Genomic DNA, 21,751 nt, shown 5'->3' on the forward strand with positions numbered 1-21,751 from the left:
CCGACCATGGCACTGACACGCAACCAGATGGCCGCGCGCGCGGCGCAGGAGCTCGCCGACGGCAGCTACGTCAATCTCGGCATCGGCATGCCGACCCTCGTCCCGAACTACGTGCCCGACGGGGTGCGGCTCGTCCTCCAGTCGGAGAACGGCCTCCTCGGCGTCGGGCCGTACCCGACTGAGGACGAGCTCGACCCCGACCTCATCAACGCGGGCAAGGAGACCGTGACGATGCTGCCGGGCGCCTCGTACTTCGATTCGGCGGCGAGCTTCGGCATGATCCGCGGTGGCAAGATCGATGCCGCGATCCTCGGCGCGATGCAGGTCGGGGTCAACGGCGACATCGCGAACTGGATGATCCCCGGCAAGATGGTCAAGGGCATGGGCGGTGCGATGGACCTCGTCCACGGCGCCAAGCGCGTCATCGTCGTCATGGACCACGTCGCGAAGGACGGCACGCACAAGCTGCTCGGCGCCTGCGACCTGCCGCTGACGGGCAAGGGCGTCGTCGAACGCGTCATCACCGACCTCGCCGTCCTCGATGTCTCCGGTGACGCCTTCACCCTCGTCGAGCTCGCACCGGGAGTCACCGTCGAGGAGGTCAAGGAGAAGACCGGCGCCGAGGTGATCGTCCCCGACGACGTCACGACCATCACCGTCCCCGACGTCTGAGACCCGCGCGGCTCGCTGCCGGCGGTACGCACTGCCGGCAGCGCGGACGCACGTGCGCGACACGAGGCCGCTGCCCGCTGACGCTCCATCGGAGTGTCGGTGGGCAGCGGCCTCGTGCGCTGTCCGGCCCGCAGACCCTTCCGGACTCCTCTCAGGGGAAGAGCGATCCGCTCAGGCGAAGGGCAGCGCGCGATCGAGTCCGGTGGTCGCGACGAAGAGGTCGCCGTGGCCGTCGGCCGTGACGGCGGGTTCGTTGGCGCCGATGAAGACGCTCTGTCCCCGCGTCAGCGTCGTCGAGTTCCCGACCGACGTCAGTGTGATCGTCCCCGAGGTGCACAGCACGATGGCCGCCCCGCGCCGGTCGATGCGTGTCAGGCGCGGGCACCGCAGGGCCTGGAGTGCGAAGTCCTCGGTCGCACCGGTGAGGACGCCGTCGCGGTCGGGCTCGAGGAGCTGCGGAGGCGCGGCCGCGAACGTCGCGATCCGGGTGAGTTCGGGGATGTCGACGTGCTTGCTCGTCAGGCCCCCGCGCAGGACGTTGTCGCTCGAGGCCATGATCTCGATCCCCGTCCCGCCGAGGTAGGCGTGGAGGATCCCCGATTCCATCGCGAGCGCCTCGCCCGGCTGGAGGTGGACGCGGCAGAGCATGAGCGCGACGAGGACTCCGGGATCGTCCGAATAGTCGGTGACGAGCTCGACGAAGGTCTGCATCGGATCGACGGCCGTGCCGAGCTGGGAGGCGTGCCCGCGCGGCGGGGTCGCGAAGTCCTGGCCGGCGATCTCCGCGACGAGTCCCGGCGCGCGGTCGTCGCCGAGGATGAGCTCGACGGTCCGCGCGAACGCCTTGGCATCGCTGAGCGCCTTGAGCGACGCGAGGATCTCACCGAGGAAGTCGAGCGCGGACGCCGACAGTGACAGGGAGAGGAACCGCTCGAAGGTCGCCCGCACCGCCTTGCGCGGGCGGAATCCGGAGAGGGCGTGGAACTCCGTGAGGGCGTAGATGAGCTCGGGCTTCGCCGAGGCGTCCTTGTAGTTGCGGTCGGGAGCGTCGAGCTCCGGTCCCGTCTCCTCCTCCCGGGCGTATCCGGCGGCGGCCTGCTCCGGGGTGGGATGGACCTGGATCGACAGCGCCTTCTCCGCGGAGAGGATCTTGAGGAGGAAGGGCAGGCGGGGCCCGAAGACCTCGAGCGAGTCGCGTCCGAGAAGCCCCTCGGGATCACCGGCGATGTACTCGATGAGGTTGGGTCCGAGGTCGAGTCGGCCGGAGGTGCGGACGTCGACGGACGAGGACGAGCCGACGTGTCCGTAGCCGACCGCCCCGTGCGAGCCCTGGGCGGCGGAGAGTTCGAGTCGTGAGGGGCTGAGCGGATGCGCTCCCAGCCAGAGTTCGGCGCACGGCGTGCCGTCCGGGACGGTGCCGAGGATCGCGGGGATCGCGTCCGGGGTGCCCCAGTCGAAGTTCTTCACGGTGTTGTGCAGCCGCCGCACCGGCATCACCTCTCCTGCGTATCGTCCGTGCGCTCTCGCGCGTCCATCCCTCAACCGTAGCGCGTGCGTCTGCCGGATTCCCGCGATGATGCCGTGACTTCACTTTCTGTTCAGGCCCGGTCACACAGTGTTCACCGCACACACGGCAGCGGCCCCCGAGACGCGAGTGCGTCTCGGGGGCCGCTGGTGAAGTGGTCACTCCCCAGTGATCACTGCACGATGATCAGCCGATGACCCGGATGACCTTGGCGCCGCGGCTGAGCATCCACTCGTAGCTGCGCTTCGTCGTGTTCGTCCGCGTCGAGCCCGCATCGTACATCTGGCCCTTGGTCTCGGAGATGATTCCGATGTGACCGGGGATCCAGATGAGGTCGCCGGGCTTGGCGTCCTTGATCGAGATCTCCTTGCCGGCATTGCGCTGCTGGCTCGTCGTGCGCGGCAGATCGATGCCCGCCTTGCCGTAGACGTACTGCGTGTAGCCCGAGCAGTCCCAGCCGTTCGGCGTGGTGCCGCCCCAGACGTACTTGGTCCCGACGTACTTCTTCGCCTGTTCGATGACCTTGTCCCGCTGCGCCTGGATCTGCTCCTCCTTCGAGGGCTTGTCCTCCTTGGGCGGCTCAGTGGGCTTCGGCTCCTCCTTCGGAGGCTCGGTCGGCTTGGGCTCTTCCTTCGGAGGATCCGAAGGGGTGGGCTCCTGCGTCGGTTCGTCGGTCGAACCGCCGTTGTCGGAGCCGTTGTCAGATCCGTCGGCGTTTCCCTCGGCTGCAGCACCTTCCCCGGAGTCTGCACCCGAACCGCCGTCGGCGGCGCTGTCCCCCGGCGGGGGTGCGTCGCCCGGCGCGTTCTCATCGATCGCGGTGCCCGAGATCGTGCCCTTGGCGGAGAACTCGGTCGTGCCGTAGCCCTCGGCCCACACGAGCTTCGCTCCTTCGAAGAGCTGCTCGGCGCGGCCGTCCTTGATCACGGGGTTGGACTTCGGGTAGCCGAGGTGACCGCGCTCGTAGCCTTTGTCCTTCCAGTAGCCGAGGAGGACGCCGGTGGTGTAGGCCGCCCCGGTCTGGGGCGACCAGTGGAACGAGCCCTTCGAGAACGTCTGGTAGACGCCCCCGTTCTTCAGGCCGCCCTTCTCCGTGCTCACGGGCAGCCCGAGCTGGGTGATCGCATCACCCTTGTATGCCGAGGCGATCGCCCCGGTGACATGGTAGGCGCCGGTCTTCTGCGACCAGTAGACGACACCCTTCTCGTAGTTGCGGGCCTTGGCGCCGTCAACGCCCTTGACGTCGTACTCGTTGCCGGTGGCCTTGCCGAGGTTGTTGTCCGCGGCGTACTTCTCGATCGCGGTCTGCGGAGCCGGCTTCGGGGTCTCCGTCTTGTCGTCATCGCTGCTGTCCGAGGGCAGGTCGCCGGACTTGAGGATGTTGTTGACGGTGTCGCGGACCTCGCCGAGCTTCGCGTAGAACGCGTCACCCGGGCAGTCGGTGCTGCCGAGATCGCGGTGTCCGACGAGCGTCGACTTGCTCGCGGTGAGGCCGTACATCGAGAACTTCCACGCGATCGCCGAGGCGACGGCGTCGCGGGTGACCTTCGGCGGAGCCGAGCTGTTGTACGTGCCGAGCACCGAGATGCCGAACGTGCCGGTGTTGTGACCGGAGGTGTGCGCACCGATCACGGCCTTCGAGATGTCGCCGTCACGGGCCTGCCACAGGCGACCGTACTTGTCGGCGACGACGTTGTATCCGATGTCGGACCATCCGCGACCCTGCTGGTGGAAGGTCTGGATGCCGCGGATGATGCCGGGAACGTCCTCGGCCGAGTAGCTGTTCGATCCCGAGGTGTGGTGGACGACGGCCTGCTTGATGCTGCTCGCGTAGTCCGGGCTGCCCTTGTACGACTTCGCTCCCCACGACTTCCGCGAGGCGATGTCGGGCTTGGGGACCTTCGCGGAGTTCGCGACCGTGTTGACCTGCGCGTCACCGGGCACGTAGTTCTGCGTCGTCACCGTGGCAGTACCGGTCGCCGACACCGTCGTGGCCTCGGTCGCACCGGTGTCGGTGGTGCCGGATTCGTCGACAGCCGGTGCCGTCGTTCCGGAGTCCGCCGCCGAGGCGGCCGGGTCGATCTGGACGGGCGCATTGTCCGCGACCGCCTGCGCATCGGCTTCGGAGAACTTCGGGTCGACGAGAACGAGTTCGGCGTCCGAGGGAGCCTTGTCGCCGAGGATGCGCAGCTGCACTCCGCTGGCCTCGTTGACGGTGAACGGCTCGGAGCCCTCGTTCTTCGCCTCCTCCTGCTTGTCCTCATCGAGGTCCTGCCAGTTTCCCCAGCCGGAATCGCTCTTGACGCGGACCTGGATGCGGATCGTGCTCGGCGCATCGGAGAAGGTGACGCCGACGAGGCTCGGGTTCTTCGTGGGCACATCGAGGACGTCGGAGATGAGCGCGATGTTGACGCCGTCCTCGGTCTGCTGGCGCACCGAGCCCGCGATGTCCTCGCTGTCCTGCGAGTCATCGGCGGCAGCGTCCTCGCCCTCTCCGGAGTCGCCGGTCTCGGCCGGAGCCGTGCTCTCCGCGGGTGCGGGAGTCTCAGCCGGGGCCTCAGACCCCTCGGGAGAGGTCAGGCCCGCCGAGGTGGGGGCGACGGTCGCAGCGACCGGCTGAGCACTGACGTTGACCGTCTCAGGGATCTCCGCGGCCGCCAGCGCCGACTGCGACTTGAAGACGTCGGGCAGATTGGTCGCGCTCTGGTTGGAGACGCTGGCTCCGGCACTGCTCGCATCGCGCGCGCCGGGGACGTCGAGTCCGTCTTCGCTCACATTGAGCGCTTCTTGGGTCACTTCCGGTTCGACGGTTGCAGCAAAGGCGTCCGTAGCCGTGACCGCTAAGGTGCCGACGAGCGCGACAGACGCGCAGCCCGCGACAGTGGGCAGTATGTATTTCATCGTTACAGCCTTTTCGAGGAAGTCAGGGAAGTTCAGGCCCGGGAGTCCACTTCACCGTCGGCATACGGTGGGCGACCCCAACATCTCAAAATTGTTACACATTTCCGGCGTGTCAGAGTGGAAAAATAACGAACGAGGAAAGTTACACCGGTGTGGTTCCCAGTGTTGACAGGCGACACACCGTGCGAAAGTTTTTTCGCCGAGGCGTTCTCAGGTCGTCATCGACCGGGTCGCCGGAGCCTCACGGGACGTAGCAGATCGCCCGTGCGTCGGACTCTTCACCCTCGTCAGGAGTGGTGTCGCCGGTGCCGGATGCCGTCACCGCGGCACCGGTGCCGATGTCCGCGGACACGCCCGCCCCGACGCCTGCCGGCATCGCGAGCGCCTGGGTCTGCTTCTCAGCGTCCTTGGAGGCAGCGTCGATCTTCTCGGCAACCAGGCGCCGCGCCTCGGCGAAGTCCGGTTGTGATGGTGTCACGCGCGGCGGAGTGAGGTCAAGCGACTCGATCTTCTGGCTCTTGACCTTGAGCGCGAGGTCGACGAAGGTGTCGACCTGCGTCGACGGGATGTCCGTCGACAGGGCGCCGGGAGTCGCCTTCGCGATGTCCTGGTAGCGGGTGAGCACGGTGGCCGGGTCGAGCTGCTTGACCATCGCCTCCTGGACGCACCGCTGCCGGATCATCCTCTCGTAGTCGCTCGAGAACTCGCGGGACCGGGCGTACCAGAGCGCGTGATACCCGTCGAGCTTCTGCTCTCCGGGTTCGATCCACCCCTTGACCGGTCCGTGCTTGCCCGTCGTCGGGTCGACCTTCGAGGAGATCGGGACGCGTTTGCCCGAGACGATGGTGATGCCGCCGAGGGAGTCGATGAGGTTCTCGAAGCCCTTGAGGTTGATCATCGCGTAGTACTGGACCTCAAGGCCGGTCACGGCGGACACGGCGTCCATCGTCGCCTGCTCGCCGGCCCGCTGCGGGTCCTCGAACTTGTCCTTGTACTTCTCACCCTGCTGGAACACGGCGTTGAGCAGGCATTCGCTGCCGCAGTTGAAGCCCTGCGGGTAGACCGAGGCCAGCGGTGAGCCCTCGGCGAAGGGAACGTTCTGCATGTTGCGCGGCAGGCCGATGATGACGGTCTTGCCGGTCTCCGCGTCGATCGAGACGAGTGACAGGGAGTCGGGGCGGATGCCGGTCCTGCCCTTGCCGGCGTCCGAGCCGAGGAGCAGGATGTTGTAGCGTCCGTCGACGGGCTTGGCGACCTTGCCCGAGGCGAAGAGGTCGCTGACGAGCCCGCGCTGGCTGTTGAGCATGTTCGTCCCCCAGGCCAGCGGCCCGACGACGATGAGCATGAGCGCGCAGAACGCGGCGAGGAAGCGCGGACGGGCCTTCTTCGACAGTGTGACCAGCCGGATGCGGCGGATTGTGTCGATGAGGCAGACGAACCAGTTGAGCCCGACGATGGGCACCCAGATCGTGAGGAACGTGAGGATGATCGGGTTCGTGCCGATCGTGAACGCGAACGTGCGATTGATGAGGATCGCGATGACAGCGACGATGAGGAGCAGCCAGCTGAGCGCGGTGATCGACAGGGAGACCCGCGCCCAGCGCCGGCTGCGGAAGAGCAGCTGGACCCCACCGGGCAGGAGGATGGTGACGAGAAGCAGCAACCACGCCCGGACGTCCCTCGTCGGCTGCGAGGCGTACGACGGATAGTGAATGGGGTCGATGTACTTCGTCTCGGCCACTGCCTCACCTTCGTCTCACGCGCTTCTCGCAGCAGCCGTTCGCGGCCGCGCCAGTGACCACTCTGCCAAAGCTTCGTCAGAGTCCACTGTGTTCATCCATTGTGTCGCGTGGACGCCGTGGATTCCCGCACCTGGGATCTGCGCATGTCGCGGCGCCTCAGTGTTTCTCCTCACACTGCCTCAGCGGGAGGCAGACCACGTGTCCGCCTCCCGCTGCGGTCCCGCGTCGGTCGCGCTGCCGGGTGCGCGACTGCCGGCGGCGCGGCCGGGCAGCTCGCGCTAGCCGAGCAGCTGGCGACCCATGACGAGGCGCTGGATCTGGTTCGTGCCCTCGTAGATCTGGGTGATCTTCGCGTCGCGCATCATCCGCTCGACGGGGTGGTCGACGACGTAGCCGGCCCCGCCGAGGAGCTGGACGGCGTCGGTCGTGATCTCCATCGCGGCATCCGAGGCGAACGCCTTCGCGGCGGCCCCGAAGTACGTGAGGTCGGCGTCGCCGCGTTCGCTCTTCGCCGCCGCGGTGTAGGTGAGCTGACGCGCGGCCTCGAGCTTCATGCCCATGTCGGCGAGCATGAACTGGATGGCCTGGAAGTCGGCGATGCGCTTGCCGAACTGCTGGCGCTCCTTGACGTAGCCCAGCGCGTAGTCGAGTGCGCCCTGGGCGATGCCGACGGCCTGGGCGGCGATCGTCACGCGCGTGTGGTCGAGGGTGCGCAGTGCGATCTTCAGGCCCTCCCCCGGGGCGCCGACGATGCGGTCGCCGGGCAGCCGGACGTTGTCGAAGAGCAGCTCTCGGGTCGGCGAGCCCTTGATGCCAAGCTTGCGCTCCTTCTCACCGAACGTGAAGCCCTCGTCGGACTTCTCGACGACGAACGCGGAGATGTTGCGTCCGCGGGCGCCGTCGGGATCGGTCACGGCCATGACCGTGTAGTACTCGGAGACGCCGGCGTTGGTGATCCACGTCTTCACGCCGTTGAGCACCCAGTCATCGCCGTCGCGGGTCGCCCGCGTCGTCATCGAGGCGGTGTCGGAGCCGGCCTCGCGTTCGGACAGCCCGTAGGAGAATCCGGCCTCGCCGCGGGCGACGGGGGTGAGGTACTTCTCCTTGATCGCGTCGTCTCCGCCGAGCTGGACGGGCATGCTGCCGAGCTTGTTGACCGCGGGGATGAGCGAGGACGAGGCGCAGGCGCGCGCGACCTCTTCGATGATGATCGCCACCGCCAGGGCATCGGCTCCGACTCCCCCGTACTCTTCGGGGATGTGGGCGGCGAAGAAGTCGGTCTCGACGAGCGCGTCGTGGGCTTCCTGCGGGTACCGGGACTCGGCGTCGACCTCGGCCGCGAAGGGCGCGATCCGCTTCTCGACGACGTCGCGCACCGCCGCGCGGATCTCTTCGTGCTCGTCACTGGGCTGGTAGAGGTCGAACATCGTGCTCCTTTGACTGATCGATCGTTCAGTCAACAATTATTGCCCGAGTGCCGCCCCTTTGTCGAGGGCGACCTGGCGGAGGGTGGCCCGGTAGTCGTCGAGTCGGCCGCGGAGGGCGAGCGCCTCGGCGTCGGTGCCGGCGGCGAGGATCCGTGCCGCAAGCAGTCCTGCGTTCTTCGCTCCTCCGATCGAGACCGTCGCGACGGGCACGCCGCCGGGCATCTGGACGATCGAGAGGAGGGAGTCCATGCCGTCGAGGTGCTTCAGCGGCACGGGCACCCCGATGACCGGCAGGGACGTCATCGATGCGATCATCCCCGGCAGGTGCGCCGCGCCCCCGGCCCCGGCGATGATGACGCGCAGTCCGCGGTCGGCCGCAGTCCGCGCCCACTCGATCATGTCCTCGGGCATGCGGTGGGCCGAGACCACCTCGGCGGTCGAGGCGATGCCGAGTTCGGTGAGCGCCTCAGCGGCGGCCCGCATCGTCGGCCAGTCCGAGTCCGATCCCATGACGATCCCGACGGGGACGCTCGCCGAGGCGGTCGCCTCGTCGGTCTGCTGCGTGGAGGTGGTCATGTCAGTCCCTTTCCTCGGCTGAGGTCGCGCGGGGCGCGCTGTCGTCCGCGCCCTCCGGAGTGAGATCGGTCGGTGTCGGCAGGCTCGGGTGCGGGTCGACGTCGACGCCGGCGATGAAGTCCGCGGCGTGCCGGGCTCGGGCGAGGACGAGCGCGCGATCGGCGCCGTACGCGTTGACGTGTCCGACCTTCCGCCCCGGGCGCACGCCCTTGCCGTAGAGGTGGACCTTGACGTCGGGGTCGTGGGCCATGACGTGGAGGTAGGGATGGTAGAGGTCCTCGTGGTCGGCGCCGAGGATGTTGACCATGACCGAGACCTCGTCGCGGGCCGCGGGGCTGCCGAGCGGCAGGTCGAGAACGGCGCGCAGGTGCTGTTCGAACTGGCTCGTCACCGAGCCGTCCTGGGTCCAGTGCCCGGTGTTGTGGGGGCGCATCGCGAATTCGTTGATGAGGAAGCCGTCCGGGGTCTCGAACATCTCCATCGCCATCACCCCGGTGACGTCGAGGGCACCGGCGACGGTGAGGACCGCCTCGGTGATCGCGGTCGCCTTCTGCCCGGGCAGACCGGGGGCCGGAGCGATCGCCTCTTTGCACACGCCGTCCTGCTGCCAGGTCTCGACGACCGGCCACACGGCCGTCTGACCCATCGGGGACCGACCGACCATGACGGCGAGCTCCCGGGTGAAGTCGACCTTCTCCTCGGCGAGGAGGACGGGGACCTCGGCGAGCCATTCGGTGACCTCGGCGAGGTCGGAGATGACGCGCACGCCCTTGCCGTCATAGCCCCCGCGCGGGGTCTTGAGGATGAAGGGCAGACCCGCCTCGGCGGCGAAGGCCTCGGCATCGGCGAGGCTGCCGATCTCCGCCCACCGGGGGTTGGGCAGGCCGAGTTCGTCCATCTTCCGGCGCATGAGGATCTTGTCCTGGGCGAAGATGAGCGCCTGCGGTCCCGGGCGGACGGCGTGCCCGGCGGCGACGAGGGCCTCGAGGTGCTCCGGCGGGACGTGCTCGTGGTCGAAGGTGATGACGTCGACGGTCTCGGCGAAGGCCTTGAGCGTCGCAAGATCCGTGTAGTCGCCGACCGTGACGTCGTGGATGACCTGCGCGGCGGGGGCGTCAGCGGACTCGGAGAGGACGGCGAATCTCACGCCGAGGGCTTCGGCGGCGGGGGCGAGCATGCGGGCGAGCTGACCGCCGCCGATGACGCCGATGGTAGGAAAAGTCACGCCTGCCATCCTATCGCGGGGCCGCTCCGAACGGTGCGCGAGGGCAGTCCTCCGGCTCCCGTCGGCTCCCCTGTCCGCTGCGGACGCCCCTGTCCGCAGGGAACGCCGATCCGGCTGTCGTACGATGACCTCGGGTCTCCGCCCACGAGCCAGGAGACCACGAGCCGCGAGATGAGGAGGGACATGGGACGCACCCGGTCCGAGCTCTCCCGTCTGGCGAAGTTCACCGCCGTCGGGACGATCGCGTTCCTCGTCGACCTCGGCGTCTTCAACCTCATCCTCTTCACCACCGACATCGGTCCGCTCATCCCCAAGGTCGTGTCCGTGGCGGCGGCGACGACGGTGAGCTGGCTCGGCTCCCGGCACTGGACGTTCCGCGACGGCCGCACGAGCCGGCCCTGGCGCGAGGCGATCGGCTTCTTCCTCGTCAACCTCGCCGGGCTCGGCATCGCCGGCCTCTGCCTCATCGTCAGCCATTACGTCATGGGCTGGACCTCGCCCCTGGCCGACAACATCTCCGCCAACGTCGTCGGCGTGCTGCTGGGCAACATCTTCCGCTACATCATGTACAGCCGCGTCCTCTACCGCGTTCCCGGCACGACCTCGCCGAGGCGGGCCATCGTCGCGACCGACGACAGCGACGCGAGCGCCGACGACGACTGCGACAGCGTCGCGAGCGCCGACGACGCCGCGAGCGGCACCGCTGAAGACATCGCGACCGACGACGGCACTGACGCCAGTGCTGCAGTCCCGCGGACCGGCGTCAGACGACGAGGAGCGGGATCTCGAGTTCGCGTGCCGTAGTCGCCCCGTGATGGCCGATGAGCGCGAGGGCCGAGGCTGACTCCGTCTCCGAATCGACGACGGCGAAGCCGTCGGTGCAGATGACGACGACGTCCCCGATGCGCCCGCGGACCCGGGGATCGACGGGACCGAAGTAGTTCCGCCGCACCGCGTCGGCCTGCGGCAGGACGAGCGCCCGCTCCCCCAGCGTCTCCGTCCACGCCGCCGCGACATCGCCGGCGGCGCCGGGCTGCGCATAGAGGTGGAGGGCCCGCGGCTCCCCGCCGAGGTGGCGCAGACCGGCCTTGAGCTCGGGAGCGTCGACGAGGTCGAGGCGGGTGTCGTGGTCGACGTCGACCATCCCGTGGTCGGCGGTGACGATCATCGCCGCATCGCCCGGCAGGTCCTGGGCGAGCCGGGACAGGGCGAGGTCGATGCGTTCGAGCTCCTCGGTCCACTGCGCCGAGTTCGAGCCGTGGACGTGCCCGGTCTTGTCGAGTCCGCCCCAGTAGAGGTAGACGAGCCGGGTGCCCGGGGCCCGCACCTCGGCGAGTGCCTGCGCGCACCGCTCCTCGAGCGTCTTCGACGCCCGGAACCGGCCCCCGCGCAGGGAGGCGCGGTTGAGTCCGCGACCGGCGAACTTCGCCTCCCCGAGGCTGACGACGTCGACTCCGGCGGTCTCCAGGCGCTCGAAGAGCGTGGCGTCGGGCACCCAGCTCACGGGATCGACGTCGAGATCCCACGTCAGCTGGTTGAACACCGCGTCCTTCGCGGGGTCGAGCAGCCGGTAGCCGACGACGCCGTGGGCCCCGGGCAGCCTGCCGGTGGCGAATGAGGACAGGGAGTTCGCCGTCGTCGACGGGAATCCCGTCGACACGGTCCGCCGCTGGCCGGCCAGGGACCGGAAGAACGGGGTGTAGCCGCTGTCGCGGGCGAGCAGCTGCTCGCCGAGGCCGTCGATGAGGACGACGATCGCGGTGCGCACCTCGCGGTCGAGTCCGAGGCGCTGCGCGCGCCGGGCCGCGGTGTCATCGAGGACGCCGCCGGCGCCGAGGCTGAGCGCCGCAGCCGGGACGACATCGGAGAGAAGGGGACTGCCGTAGTCGGGAGGAGCGAGCAGGCTCGCGGTGGGGACCTGGTGCGAGGGGAGGTCGGCCATCAGCGCCGCGACCGGAGGCGGGCGTGGAAGACGGCGGCGCGCAGGCGGTCGGCGAAGTCGGCGATGCGGTCGACGGCGGCCTGTCCTTCGGCTTCGGCGGAGACGCGGAGGAGGACGTCCTCGGCGAAGATCGACCCCCCGTACCCGTGGTCGCCCATGCAGTCCGGGTCACCGCAGGTCTCCGGGAACGCCTCGATGCGCCGGGCAGCACCCCACGACAGCGTCAGCGAGACCTCGACCGGGGCGTCGCCCGGGGCATACGAGGCGGGGTCGGCGAAGGTGCGCCCGACCATGACGGTGCCGAGGCGCTCGAGTTCGATGTCCTCGCTGCTCGTCACCGCCCGCGCCTTGCCGCCGGGAGCCACGGCGGGGTCATCGTCGACGTGGGCGAGGAGGAGACGGGTCTCGGTGAGGACGAACGCCGTGACGTGCCGGTGGATCGATTCGATGTCGACGTGGGTGTCGATGTGGACGAAGTGGCTGAGCACCGGTTCGTCGTAGAGGGAGTCGGCGAGGATCCCCTCGGTGAGCTGCGGGTAGTAGCCGGCCGATTGGAGATCGCGGACGAGGACGTCGGGTAGAGACATGCCCACCATTGTGCCGTACTCGCACACCCGTTCCCAGCCGCGAACGCACCGGTCGGGCACCTATGCTTGGGGTATGGAAGACTATCCTGCCGCGTGGGAGGCCGACGTCGTGCTGCGCGACGGCGGCACCGCGCACCTGCGTCCGATCGTTCCCGACGACGCCGAGGCGCTGTCCCGGATGCACGAGTCGCAGTCGCCGGAGTCGATCTACCTCCGCTTCTTCGCGCCCCTGCCCAAACTGCCCAAACGCGACCTCGACCGCTTCGTCAACGTCGACCACCACGACCGGGTGGCGCTCGTGATGACGATCGGCGACGACATCATCGGGGTCGGCCGCTACGACAAGATCTCCCCGGGCACCGCGGAGGTCGCATTCAACATCGCCGACGCCCACCAGGGCCGCGGGATCGGCTCGATCCTCCTCGAGCACCTCGCCGCGGCCGCCCGGGAATCGGGGCTGCGCAAATTCACCGCCGAGGTGCTCCCCCAGAACCGCTCGATGCTCCAGGTCTTCCAGGCCGCCGGCTACGAGGTCAGCCGCGGCTTCGACGACGGGGTCGTGGCCGTGAGCTTCGACATCGACCCCACCGCCCGCTCGCTCGAGGTCCAGGCCACCCGCGAGCACCGTGCTGAGGCCAAGAGCGTGCGCACCGTCCTCCATCCCGCCTCGGTGGTCGTCATCGGCGCCAGCCGCAAGCGCAACTCCACGGGCAACCTCCTCATCCGCAACATCGTCTCCGCGGACTTCAAGGGCGAGCTCTGGGTCGTCCACCCCGAGGCCGACCAGGTCGCCGGCGTCCCGGCGTACCCGAGCCTCGCCGAGCTGCCGGGCACCGCCGACCTCGCCGTCATCGCCGTGCCCGCGGAATCCGTCACCGAGGTCGTCCAGGAGTGCGCCGCCCACGGCGCCAAGGGCGTGCTCGTCATCTCCTCGGGCTTCGCCGAGACCGGCCGCGCCGGTGCCGAGCTCCAGCGCCAGGTCGTCGCGACCTCGCGGGCGTACGGCATGCGGCTCATCGGGCCGAACTCCTTCGGCATCGTCAACGAGGCCGAGGACGTCTCCCTCAACGCCTCACTCGCCCCGTTCCTCCCCGAACCGGGCACCCTCGGCCTGTTCAGCCAGTCCGGGGCGCTCGGCACGGCCCTGCTCGCGGCGGCGAAGACGCGGGGCTTGGGCATCTCGACGTTCGTCTCGGCCGGCAACCGCGCCGACATGTCCGGCAACGACGTCCTCCAGTACTGGGAGGAGGATCCGGCGACGAAGACCGTCGGCCTCTACCTCGAATCGATCGGCAACCCGCGGAAGTTCTCCCGCATCGCCCGGCGCGTCTCCCGCGTCAAACCCGTCATCGTCGTCAAGTCCGATGTCACCGGGCGTGAGCTGCCGCCCGGCCACGTCGTGCGCACGTCCTCACTCGCCCCGCACACCCTCGACCAGGTGCTCGGCCAGGCCGGGGTGGTCAGGGCCGACACCGTCCACCAGCTCTTCGACCTCGCTCAGGTGTTCTCGACCCAGCCGCTGCCGGCGGGGCGCCGGGTCGGTGTCATCGGGAACTCCGCCGCGCTGTCGACCCTCATCGTCCAACGGGCCCGGGCAGAAGGGCTGAGCGTCGAATCCGCGACCGTCTCCCTCCACCCCGAGGTCGATGCCGAGACCTTCGGCGAGAGGCTCACCGCGATGTACGACCGGGACGACATCGATTCCGTCATCGTCAACTTCACGCCCTCGGCCGGAGCCGAGGAGAGCGAGATCGCCGCGGTGCTCGCCGAGACCGCCGCCCGGTCGTCGAAGACGACGGTGGCCTGCTTCCTCGGCATCCTCGGCGTCCAGGACGAGCTCACGAGCTTCCTCACCGACTCCGACGGCAAGCGCGTGACCCACACCGTCCCGAGCTACGTGGGTCCCGAGGATGCCGTGTGGGCGCTCGCGCGGGCGACGGACTACGCCCGGTGGCGCTCGGCCGATCACGGCAACTTCCTCGAGATCGAGGACCTCGACGACAAGGGCGTGCGCGACATCGTCGACGCCGCGCTCACCGATGCGCGGCCCGGCTGCCCCGTCGTCCTCGAGCGCGATCAGGCCAGGGCGCTCCTCGACTGCTACGGAATCGAGACGATGCCCTACATCACGGCCGCCTCGGTGGACGAGGGGCTCAAGGCGGCCGAGACGCTCGGCTACCCGGTCGCGCTCAAGGCGGTGACGAAGGCCCTGCGCCACCGCATGGAGCTCGGCGGGGTGCGGCTCAACATCGACACCCCCGACGAACTCGTCGAGGACTTCACGGCCCTCCAGGCCCTCATCGAATCGCTCGGGGCCGACGAGGAGCCCCTCGTCGACGTCCAGGCGATGGCCCCGCCCGGGGTGCCGTGCGTGATCCGCGCCGGCGAGGACCGGCTGCTCGGGCCGATGCTCTCGTTCTCTCTGGCCGGGGACACGACCGAGCTCCTCGGCGATGTCGAGCACCGCGTCTCCCCGCTCACCGACAAGGACGCGGGTGAGATGATCCGCGCGATCAAATCCTCGCCGAGGCTGTTCGGCTACCGAGGTCTGCCCCCGGTCAACATCGATCCGCTCATCGACGTCCTCGAGCGCCTCTCCGTCCTCGTCGAACGCCATCCGCAGATCCTCGACGTCGAGATGCACCCGATCGTCGCGACCGAGACCGACAGCTACATCCTCAGCGTGCGGATCTCGCTGCTCGCGGACGCGACCCGGATCGACACGACAAGGCGACTGCTCAGCTGACCTTGCTGACATGGACCTTTATCGGGTGAGATCGCGCCGGACCTGCGAATTCGACCCGATAAGTGGGAACCGACTGTCAGTTTGGCGCGTCTTATACCAATTCCGGCACCGAACCTGTAGTGTCTGATTCCGTTCCTCCATGAATAGTTATCGTTTTGTGCCATTCAACGAGAAGGTGAAAACGTGACATGGCAGTGAGCAGTGTTCGTCCTTCACCGTCAGCAGGCACCCTTGATCGGGAACAGCCGCATGAGAGCGAGGCTGAGAGTATTGATTTCGCGTAAAGATGTCGTCACGGATTCCGCGATCGCCGTCGTCGCCGAACAGGGAGTCCGCGGACTCACCCATCGGGCCGTCGATGCGATGGCGGAGCTGCCGGTCGGTTCGACGTCCAACGTCTACCGCACCCGCGACGCCCTCATCACCGGGATCATGGAGAGGATCGGCGAACTCAACGCCCGTCGCCTCGAGCGACTCCTCGACACTGCAGGAAACGACGAGACCACCCAGCTCGATGCCGCGGTCGGCCTGTGCATGGAGCTGCTGACCACCGACCGCAGCCGCTTCTACACCTCGGTGATGCTCGGCCTCGATCCCGCGCTGCCGACCGAGGCCGTCGCCGCGAAGCAGGCGAACATGGACCAGGTCGACGCCTTCGTCGCCCGACTCAGCGGCGTCGAGCCCGACCTGGCGAAGCGGATCTCGAGTTCGGTGCTCGGGATGATGATCACCGAGCTGATCTCGGGCACCGCGAGCCGCGAGCGGGTCGAGAAGTACATCAGCGAGCTCGACAAGTGGCTGCGCGCCGAATTCGCCTCCGCCTGAGCTGAGGTGCGCCCCGCCGGTCTCGGCCTGACTGCCCCGCGCATCGGGGCTGAGCGTCCGGTCGGCGTGAGCTCTGCGCGGAATCCGACACGAACCGGCGCAGTTGAGCCGGGGAACCCTGCCAGAACGCTAGAATCGACGGGTGCCGTCGTCAGTGCTCGACGGCGCTGCAGTGTTCCACGTGTCGAAGGAGTTCCATGACCGAAGGCAGAGTCATCGATGTCGACGTCTCGGCGGAGATGGAGAGTTCGTACCTCGAGTACGCCTACTCGGTCATCTACTCACGCGCGCTTCCCGATGCCCGCGACGGCCTCAAACCCGTGCAGCGGCGCATCGTCTACCAGATGGGCGACATGGGGCTGCGCCCCGACCGCGGCCATGTGAAGTCCTCGCGCATCGTCGGCGATGTCATGGGCAAGCTCCATCCCCACGGTGACACTGCGATCTACGACGCCCTCGTCCGGCTCAGCCAGGACTTCATCATGCGCGTGCCCCTCGTCGACGGCCACGGCAACTTCGGCACCCTCGACGACGGCCCCGCGGCCCCCCGCTACACCGAGGCCAGGCTGACGACGGCGTCGATGCAGATGATCGCCGGCCTCGACGAAGAGGTCGTCGACTTCGTCCCCAACTACGACAACACGCTCACCCAGCCCGAAGTCCTGCCGAGCGCGTTCCCCAACCTCCTCATCAACGGCGCCTCGGGCATCGCGGTGGGCATGGCGACGAACATGGCCCCGCACAATCCCGGCGAGGTCATCGCCGCGTGCTGCCACCTCATCCGCAACCCCGAGGCCGATCTCGCCGAGCTCATGCGCTTCATTCCGGGTCCCGACCTGCCCACGGGCGGGCGGATCATCGGACTCGACGGCGTGCGGGAGGCGTACGAGACGGGGCGCGGGACGTTCCGCACCCGTGCGACGGTCTCGATCGAGAACATCAACGCCCGGCGCAAGGGCATCGTCGTCACCGAGCTGCCCTACCTCGTCGGCCCGGAGAAGGTCGTCGCGAAGGTCAAGGACGCGGTCGGGGCGAAGAAGCTCACCGGCATCGCCTCGATCGACGACTACTCGGACCGGAAGAACGGTCTGCGGCTCGTCATCGGGATCAAGAACGGGTTCAACCCCGAAGCCGTGCTCGCCGAGCTCTACCGGCAGACGCCGCTCGAGGAGTCCTTCGGCATCAACAACGTGTGCCTCGTCGAGGGCCAGCCGCGCACCCTCGGACTCCGCGACCTCCTCACTGTCTACCTCTCCCACCGCATCGACGTCGTGCGTCGGCGCACGGTGTTCCAGCTGCGCAAGGCCAAGGACCGCCTCCACCTCGTCGAGGGTCTGCTCATCGCGATCCTCGACATCGACGAGGTCATCCAGCTCATCCGCTCCTCCGACGACGCCGCGACCGCACGGACCCGGCTCATGGACGTCTTCGATCTCTCGGAGCTCCAGGCCACGTACATCCTCGATCTGCAGCTGCGGCGCCTGACGAAGTTCTCCCGCCTCGAACTCGAAGCCGAACGCGATGAGCTCAAGAACCGCATCGAGTACCTCGAGGGTCTGCTCGCCGATGAGGCGAAGCTGCGTGAGCTCGTCGCCACCGAACTCGATGCCACCGCCGAGATCATCGGCACCCCGCGCCGGACCGTGCTCATCGAAGGGGCGATGAAGGAGCTCACGGCCAAGGGCAAGAAGGCCCCGGAGAACCTCAAGATCGCCGACGCCCCGACCCGGGTGCTCCTCTCGACGTCGGGACGCATCGCGCGGACCTCCGACGCCGCCGTGCTCGCCCGGTCGGGCAAGCGCGCCAGCCACGATGCGCTCGTCTCGGAGATCGTGACGACGACGCAAGGCCGGATCGGTGCGGTGACGTCGACCGGCCGGCTCCACATGGTCGATGTCGTCGACCTCCCGGCGCTGCCCCCGGGAGCGGCGCGACCCAACGTCGCCGGCGGGGTGAAGATCGCCGAGTACATGGCGCTGGAGAAGTCCGAGAAGGTCATCGGGCTCATCGACCTCGACCGCGAGTTCCTCCTCGGCACCGCCGAGGGCGTCGTCAAGCGGGTGTCGGTGGCCGGACGGCCGAACAAGTCCGAGTGGGATGCGATCGCCCTCAAGGGCAAGGACGCCGTCATCGGCATCGCCCAGCCGCGGGAGATCGATGCGTCGCGGGCCGTGTTCGTCACCTCGAACGCCCAGCTGCTCGCCTTCGACGCCTCGGGACTGCGGGCGCAGGGCTGGAACGCCTCCGGCGTCGCCGGCATCAAGCTCGCCGCCGAGGCGACGGCGATCTTCTTCGGCGCCGTCCCCGCCGAACCCGATGAGGAGATGGCGCTGTCGGTCGTGACGATCGCCAGCGGAGAGAACTTCTACGGCGCCCCGTCGTCGTCGATCAAGGTCAGCGAGTTCGTCGAGTTCCCGACGAAGGGCCGGGCGACCGCCGGTGTGCGGGCCCACAAGTTCCTCAAGGGCGAGACCGAGCTCTCGCTCGCGTGGGTCGGCGACTCACCGCAGGCGGCAGCCTCGGCCGGCGGTGCGCGGACCCTGCCGACCGAGATGTCGAAGCGCGACGGCTCGGGCTCCCCGCTCGAGTCGAAGATCGATGTCATCGGCACGCTCCCCCGCCTCGGCGGTCCGGATGATGTCGCAGCCGCAGGTGATGGTGCGGACTTCGGTGACGCAGGCTCCGGGGACACCGGGGCCGATGCCGTGGCGGCGCAGGCACCGGGGACGGGAGGCTTGGCGACGAGCCTCGACGGCTTCGACCTCGACGTCGACGACGCGCGCGAGGCGATCGCCCGCGCCCGCATCGACACCGACAACGGCGTCATCGTCTCCCACGACGAAGACGACGACTCCGCGCTCTTCTGAGTCGCGGGGCGCCCTTGTGAAAGCCGGGGCGCCCGTCTGAGTTCCGAGCGCGCGACGCGCTCACACCTGTGGACTCAGGCCTCGAGACTCAGGCCTCGGAACTCAGCCCACGGGGCTCAGCTCTCGTCGTCGAGGTCGAGCTTCATCCGCGCCGCCGTGCCGCGCAGCATCTGGCAGATGCCCGTCTCCCCGAGACCCTGGAGGGTCAGCGATCCCCGAGGTTCGAAGACGTAGGCGTCGGAGGTCGACAGCACACGCGCGGTCTCCTCGTCGGTGAAGATCGTTCCGGGCTCGGCGACGGCCGTGAGCCGGGCGGCGAGGTTGACGCTCGAGCCGAAGATGTCGCCGAGGCGGGAGAGCACCCTCCCCCACACGAACCCGACCCGCGCCTGGGGCAGATCGGCGGCCGCGGACACGCGCTCCATGAGGGTCATCGCGATCTCGGCGCCGGCCATCGGCGTCTCGGCGGCGAAGAACACCTCGTCGCCGACGGTCTTGATGATCCGCCCGCCCCCGGTGGCAACGATGTTGTAGCAGATGCCCTGGAACTCCTGGACCATGTTCGCCAGCTGCCTCGGCTCGAGCTTCTGCGACAAGCGCGTGTAGGAGACGAGGTCGATGAACCCGACCGCCCGCGCCAGCGGCATCGACGAGTCGTACCAGCCCTGCCGGTTGTCCATCGCGAGACCGTCGGACACGTTGACGTTGAGGCGGCCCATCACCTCGGCGAGGTTGCGCCGCCACGAATACACGAGCATCTTCTGCATCGGATCGATGAGGTCCTCGATGACCTCGAGCGCCTCCCGCCGGGCCTCGGGCTCGCTCATGCCCTTCTCCTCGGTGAGGTACTCAACGAGCGTCTCCATCTGCCACACGACGAGCCGGTCCGTCGTCTGCCCGATCGCGCGCGCCAGCGACAGCGCCGTCTCCTGGTCGATGAGCCCGTCGGCCACCGGCTTCGCCCACATCCGCAGCGCATGCGCATCGCTGACCGTGTACGCCTTGTCGTGCTCATCGGTCTGCGACATCCCGAGCGCCCGCCACATCTTCCGCGCCGAGACCGTCGAGATGCCGCCGAGCTTCGCCGCTTCGCGACGATCGAGCACGCGCTTGCCGTCGAGGAGGATCTCCTCGAGGCGTTCGGCAGCACTCCGGGTCTCGTAGATCGGATCGTCGTCGGTGTCCTCGTCGACGATGCTCAGCGCCGAGGTGCGCGGGTCCTCGTGCAGGCCGCCGAAGAAGTCGGACGACATCGGCTTCCCGGTCTGCTGTGCGGTCGTGTTCGGCTCGGAGGCGTCGTCGTCTTCGCCTGCCTCCTCCGACCCGGACTCCGCTGACTGGATGACCGGCATCACCGAGGTGGCCGGCAGTTCGGCATCGCCTGTGGCCTGGGGTGCCTGCCCGTGATCGTCGTCTTCTGCCGTGGCGTGTGACGCGGAATCGTCATCGTCGCCGGTCTGTGCGGGCTCGACTCGGGCCGGCGTCGAGCGCGCCGGTGCGGATGGAGCGGCCTGAGCGACCGGTTCCGGCGCACCCACGGGTTTCGGCGGTGCCGATGCGGCCGGGGTCGCAGCCTCCGGCGTCGTCTGCGCGCGATCTTCGCTCACGGCATCGTGTGACGCGTCGCCGTCCCCGCGCAGGTGCGCGCCGCTGCTCGCCCGCACCACGGGACGCGACTGCGGGTCGCGTTCGACGATGCCGCCCGTCCGGTCCCGACGGGCCGAGCCGTCACCGGTCATCGCTGCGTCGTCCCACTGCTGCATTCGCCGCACCAGTCCCGGCCTCCGGTCCGGTCCCGTCGGCCGGAGCCGCCGGGCGCAGATGGTGGACGTCGCCGGCACTGACCGAGACCCGATCGTCGATGACGAGGTCACCCGTCGCGTCGAGGCCCGTGGCCTCACCGACGAGGAAGCTGCCGTCGGGGCGTTCGACCTTGACCCGCGTCCCGAGCGTCACCATTCCCGCCCGCACTCTCGCGGCGAACGGGCTGCGACCGAAGTCCTCTCCATACTCTGCCAACTCCCTCAGGCCGGGAACAAGTGTGCTGAGAATCGACAGTAGCAACCGTTCATGATCGATCTCTGAACCCGCGACGCCGAGCTCGATCGCCAGTGAGCTCGCGTCCTCCCGCGGCAGGTCCGCAGGTTCGAGACGCGTGTTCGTCCCCATCCCGAGGACGATGCGCGGACCCTCCGGCGTCGTCTCGATGCGGGCGAGGATCCCGCACAGCTTCCTGCCGTCTGCGGTGAGCACATCGTTGGGCCATTTGAGCACGGCGGGCACCCCCGCCTCGGCGATCGCCGCACGCACTGCCTCACCGGTGATGAGCGGGATCCAGCCCCACGTGCGCACGGGTGTCGTCGGGGTGAGCAGGATCGAGAACGTCAGCGAGCGGCGCGGCGGCACGGTCCATGTGCGCCCGAGTCGGCCGTGGCCCGCACTCTGGAAATCGGTGCCGAGGATCGTCAGCTCCGCCAGCCCCGCAGCGGGGGCGTCACCGGCGAGGTCACGGACGACCTGCGGGGAGGCGGTCACCTCGGCGGGATGGTGGACCAGGGCCGCGAGCGCATCGTTCGTCGACGGACTCGACTCGTCCCAGATGACGAGCGGAAGGTCGATTCCGATGGCCTCCGCACGGGCGCGGAGCGATTCGACATCGACGAGGAAGGGCGCGTGTTGGCTGGTCACCAGACCACTCTAGATTCTTTTGGTGGGA

General features: G+C 68.7%; 15 protein-coding genes. 5 read left to right on the forward strand and 10 right to left on the reverse strand.

Features of this window, described 5'->3' with window-relative positions; translation table 11 throughout:
- Positions 1-6: 6 nt before the first annotated feature.
- Positions 7-672: a CoA transferase subunit B gene (locus tag FFS20_RS01310; protein WP_137824140.1), complete on the forward strand. Its 666-nt coding sequence runs from the start codon at positions 7-9 to the stop codon at positions 670-672.
- A 171-nt stretch (positions 673-843) separates the two neighbouring features.
- On the opposite strand, the gene manA is transcribed toward FFS20_RS01310, so the two are convergent.
- From manA to FFS20_RS01340, 6 genes are all read right to left on the reverse strand, one after another.
- On the reverse strand, positions 844-2,166 hold the full coding sequence (manA, locus tag FFS20_RS01315; RefSeq protein WP_249356384.1) for a mannose-6-phosphate isomerase, class I: 1,323 nt from the start codon (positions 2,164-2,166) through the stop codon (positions 844-846).
- Positions 2,167-2,383: 217 nt separating this feature from the next.
- Positions 2,384-4,972: an NlpC/P60 family protein gene (locus tag FFS20_RS01320; RefSeq protein ID WP_249356387.1), complete on the reverse strand. Its 2,589-nt coding sequence runs from the start codon at positions 4,970-4,972 to the stop codon at positions 2,384-2,386.
- Between the two features lie 367 nt (positions 4,973-5,339).
- Positions 5,340-6,839: an LCP family protein gene (locus tag FFS20_RS01325; protein ID WP_137824142.1), complete on the reverse strand. Its 1,500-nt coding sequence runs from the start codon at positions 6,837-6,839 to the stop codon at positions 5,340-5,342.
- Positions 6,840-7,118: 279 nt separating this feature from the next.
- Positions 7,119-8,267: an acyl-CoA dehydrogenase family protein gene (locus FFS20_RS01330; protein ID WP_137824143.1), complete on the reverse strand. Its 1,149-nt coding sequence runs from the start codon at positions 8,265-8,267 to the stop codon at positions 7,119-7,121.
- A 36-nt stretch (positions 8,268-8,303) separates the two neighbouring features.
- Complete coding sequence (purE, locus tag FFS20_RS01335) at positions 8,304-8,843, reverse strand: 5-(carboxyamino)imidazole ribonucleotide mutase (RefSeq protein ID WP_137824144.1); 540 nt, start codon at positions 8,841-8,843, stop codon at positions 8,304-8,306.
- A 1-nt stretch (position 8,844) separates the two neighbouring features.
- Positions 8,845-10,068 (reverse strand): 5-(carboxyamino)imidazole ribonucleotide synthase, encoded by a 1,224-nt coding sequence (locus FFS20_RS01340; protein WP_249356390.1) that lies wholly within the window; start codon positions 10,066-10,068, stop codon positions 8,845-8,847.
- A gap of 183 nt (positions 10,069-10,251) precedes the next feature.
- On the opposite strand from FFS20_RS01340, the gene FFS20_RS01345 reads away from it, so the two are divergent.
- A complete protein-coding gene (locus FFS20_RS01345; protein WP_137824146.1) occupies positions 10,252-10,872 on the forward strand; it encodes a GtrA family protein in 621 nt (206 codons plus the stop codon).
- Here FFS20_RS01345 and FFS20_RS01350 read toward each other — a convergent pair.
- Positions 10,832-12,010 (reverse strand): nucleotide pyrophosphatase/phosphodiesterase family protein, encoded by a 1,179-nt coding sequence (locus FFS20_RS01350; RefSeq protein WP_137824147.1) that lies wholly within the window; start codon positions 12,008-12,010, stop codon positions 10,832-10,834. The two genes, FFS20_RS01345 and FFS20_RS01350, sit on opposite strands and share 41 nt — an antisense overlap.
- Positions 12,010-12,597, reverse strand: a complete 588-nt coding sequence (locus tag FFS20_RS01355; RefSeq protein ID WP_137824148.1) for a DUF5998 family protein — start codon at positions 12,595-12,597, stop codon at positions 12,010-12,012. Before FFS20_RS01355 ends, FFS20_RS01350 begins: the two co-directional genes overlap by 1 nt.
- 73 nt (positions 12,598-12,670) lie before the next feature.
- Between FFS20_RS01355 and FFS20_RS01360 the strand changes: the two genes are divergently transcribed.
- The 3 genes from FFS20_RS01360 to FFS20_RS01370 all read left to right on the forward strand — a co-directional run bounded on the left by FFS20_RS01360 (position 12,671) and on the right by FFS20_RS01370 (position 19,035).
- A complete protein-coding gene (locus FFS20_RS01360; RefSeq protein WP_137824149.1) occupies positions 12,671-15,343 on the forward strand; it encodes a bifunctional GNAT family N-acetyltransferase/acetate--CoA ligase family protein in 2,673 nt (890 codons plus the stop codon).
- Between the two features lie 270 nt (positions 15,344-15,613).
- Positions 15,614-16,168, forward strand: coding sequence for a TetR/AcrR family transcriptional regulator (locus tag FFS20_RS01365; RefSeq protein ID WP_137824150.1), 555 nt, complete (start codon positions 15,614-15,616; stop codon positions 16,166-16,168).
- Between the two features lie 197 nt (positions 16,169-16,365).
- Complete coding sequence (locus tag FFS20_RS01370) at positions 16,366-19,035, forward strand: DNA topoisomerase IV subunit A (protein ID WP_137824151.1); 2,670 nt, start codon at positions 16,366-16,368, stop codon at positions 19,033-19,035.
- 116 nt (positions 19,036-19,151) lie between these two features.
- On the opposite strand, the gene FFS20_RS01375 is transcribed toward FFS20_RS01370, so the two are convergent.
- Positions 19,152-20,798: an adenylate/guanylate cyclase domain-containing protein gene (locus FFS20_RS01375; RefSeq protein WP_249356393.1), complete on the reverse strand. Its 1,647-nt coding sequence runs from the start codon at positions 20,796-20,798 to the stop codon at positions 19,152-19,154.
- Positions 20,764-21,723, reverse strand: a complete 960-nt coding sequence (locus FFS20_RS01380; protein WP_137824152.1) for a biotin--[acetyl-CoA-carboxylase] ligase — start codon at positions 21,721-21,723, stop codon at positions 20,764-20,766. The genes FFS20_RS01375 and FFS20_RS01380 overlap by 35 nt, the downstream gene beginning before the upstream one ends.
- Positions 21,724-21,751: the final 28 nt, after the last annotated feature.

Source organism: Brevibacterium sp. 2SA, from assembly GCF_005502845.1.
Taxonomy (GTDB): Bacteria; Actinomycetota; Actinomycetes; order Actinomycetales; family Brevibacteriaceae; genus Brevibacterium.

Coding starts and splice junctions, on each gene's coding strand:
- FFS20_RS01360 (WP_137824149.1), top strand. CDS start 12,671: ATGGAAGACTATCCTGCCGCGTGGGAGGCCGACGTCGTGCTGCGCGAC.
- FFS20_RS01345 (WP_137824146.1), top strand. CDS start 10,252: ATGGGACGCACCCGGTCCGAGCTCTCCCGTCTGGCGAAGTTCACCGCC.
- FFS20_RS01375 (WP_249356393.1), bottom strand. CDS start 20,798: ATGCAGCAGTGGGACGACGCAGCGATGACCGGTGACGGCTCGGCCCGT.
- purE (WP_137824144.1), bottom strand. CDS start 8,843: ATGACCACCTCCACGCAGCAGACCGACGAGGCGACCGCCTCGGCGAGC.
- FFS20_RS01350 (WP_137824147.1), bottom strand. CDS start 12,010: ATGGCCGACCTCCCCTCGCACCAGGTCCCCACCGCGAGCCTGCTCGCT.
- FFS20_RS01355 (WP_137824148.1), bottom strand. CDS start 12,597: ATGTCTCTACCCGACGTCCTCGTCCGCGATCTCCAATCGGCCGGCTAC.
- manA (WP_249356384.1), bottom strand. CDS start 2,166: ATGCCGGTGCGGCGGCTGCACAACACCGTGAAGAACTTCGACTGGGGC.
- FFS20_RS01310 (WP_137824140.1), top strand. CDS start 7: ATGGCACTGACACGCAACCAGATGGCCGCGCGCGCGGCGCAGGAGCTC.
- FFS20_RS01370 (WP_137824151.1), top strand. CDS start 16,366: ATGACCGAAGGCAGAGTCATCGATGTCGACGTCTCGGCGGAGATGGAG.
- FFS20_RS01330 (WP_137824143.1), bottom strand. CDS start 8,267: ATGTTCGACCTCTACCAGCCCAGTGACGAGCACGAAGAGATCCGCGCG.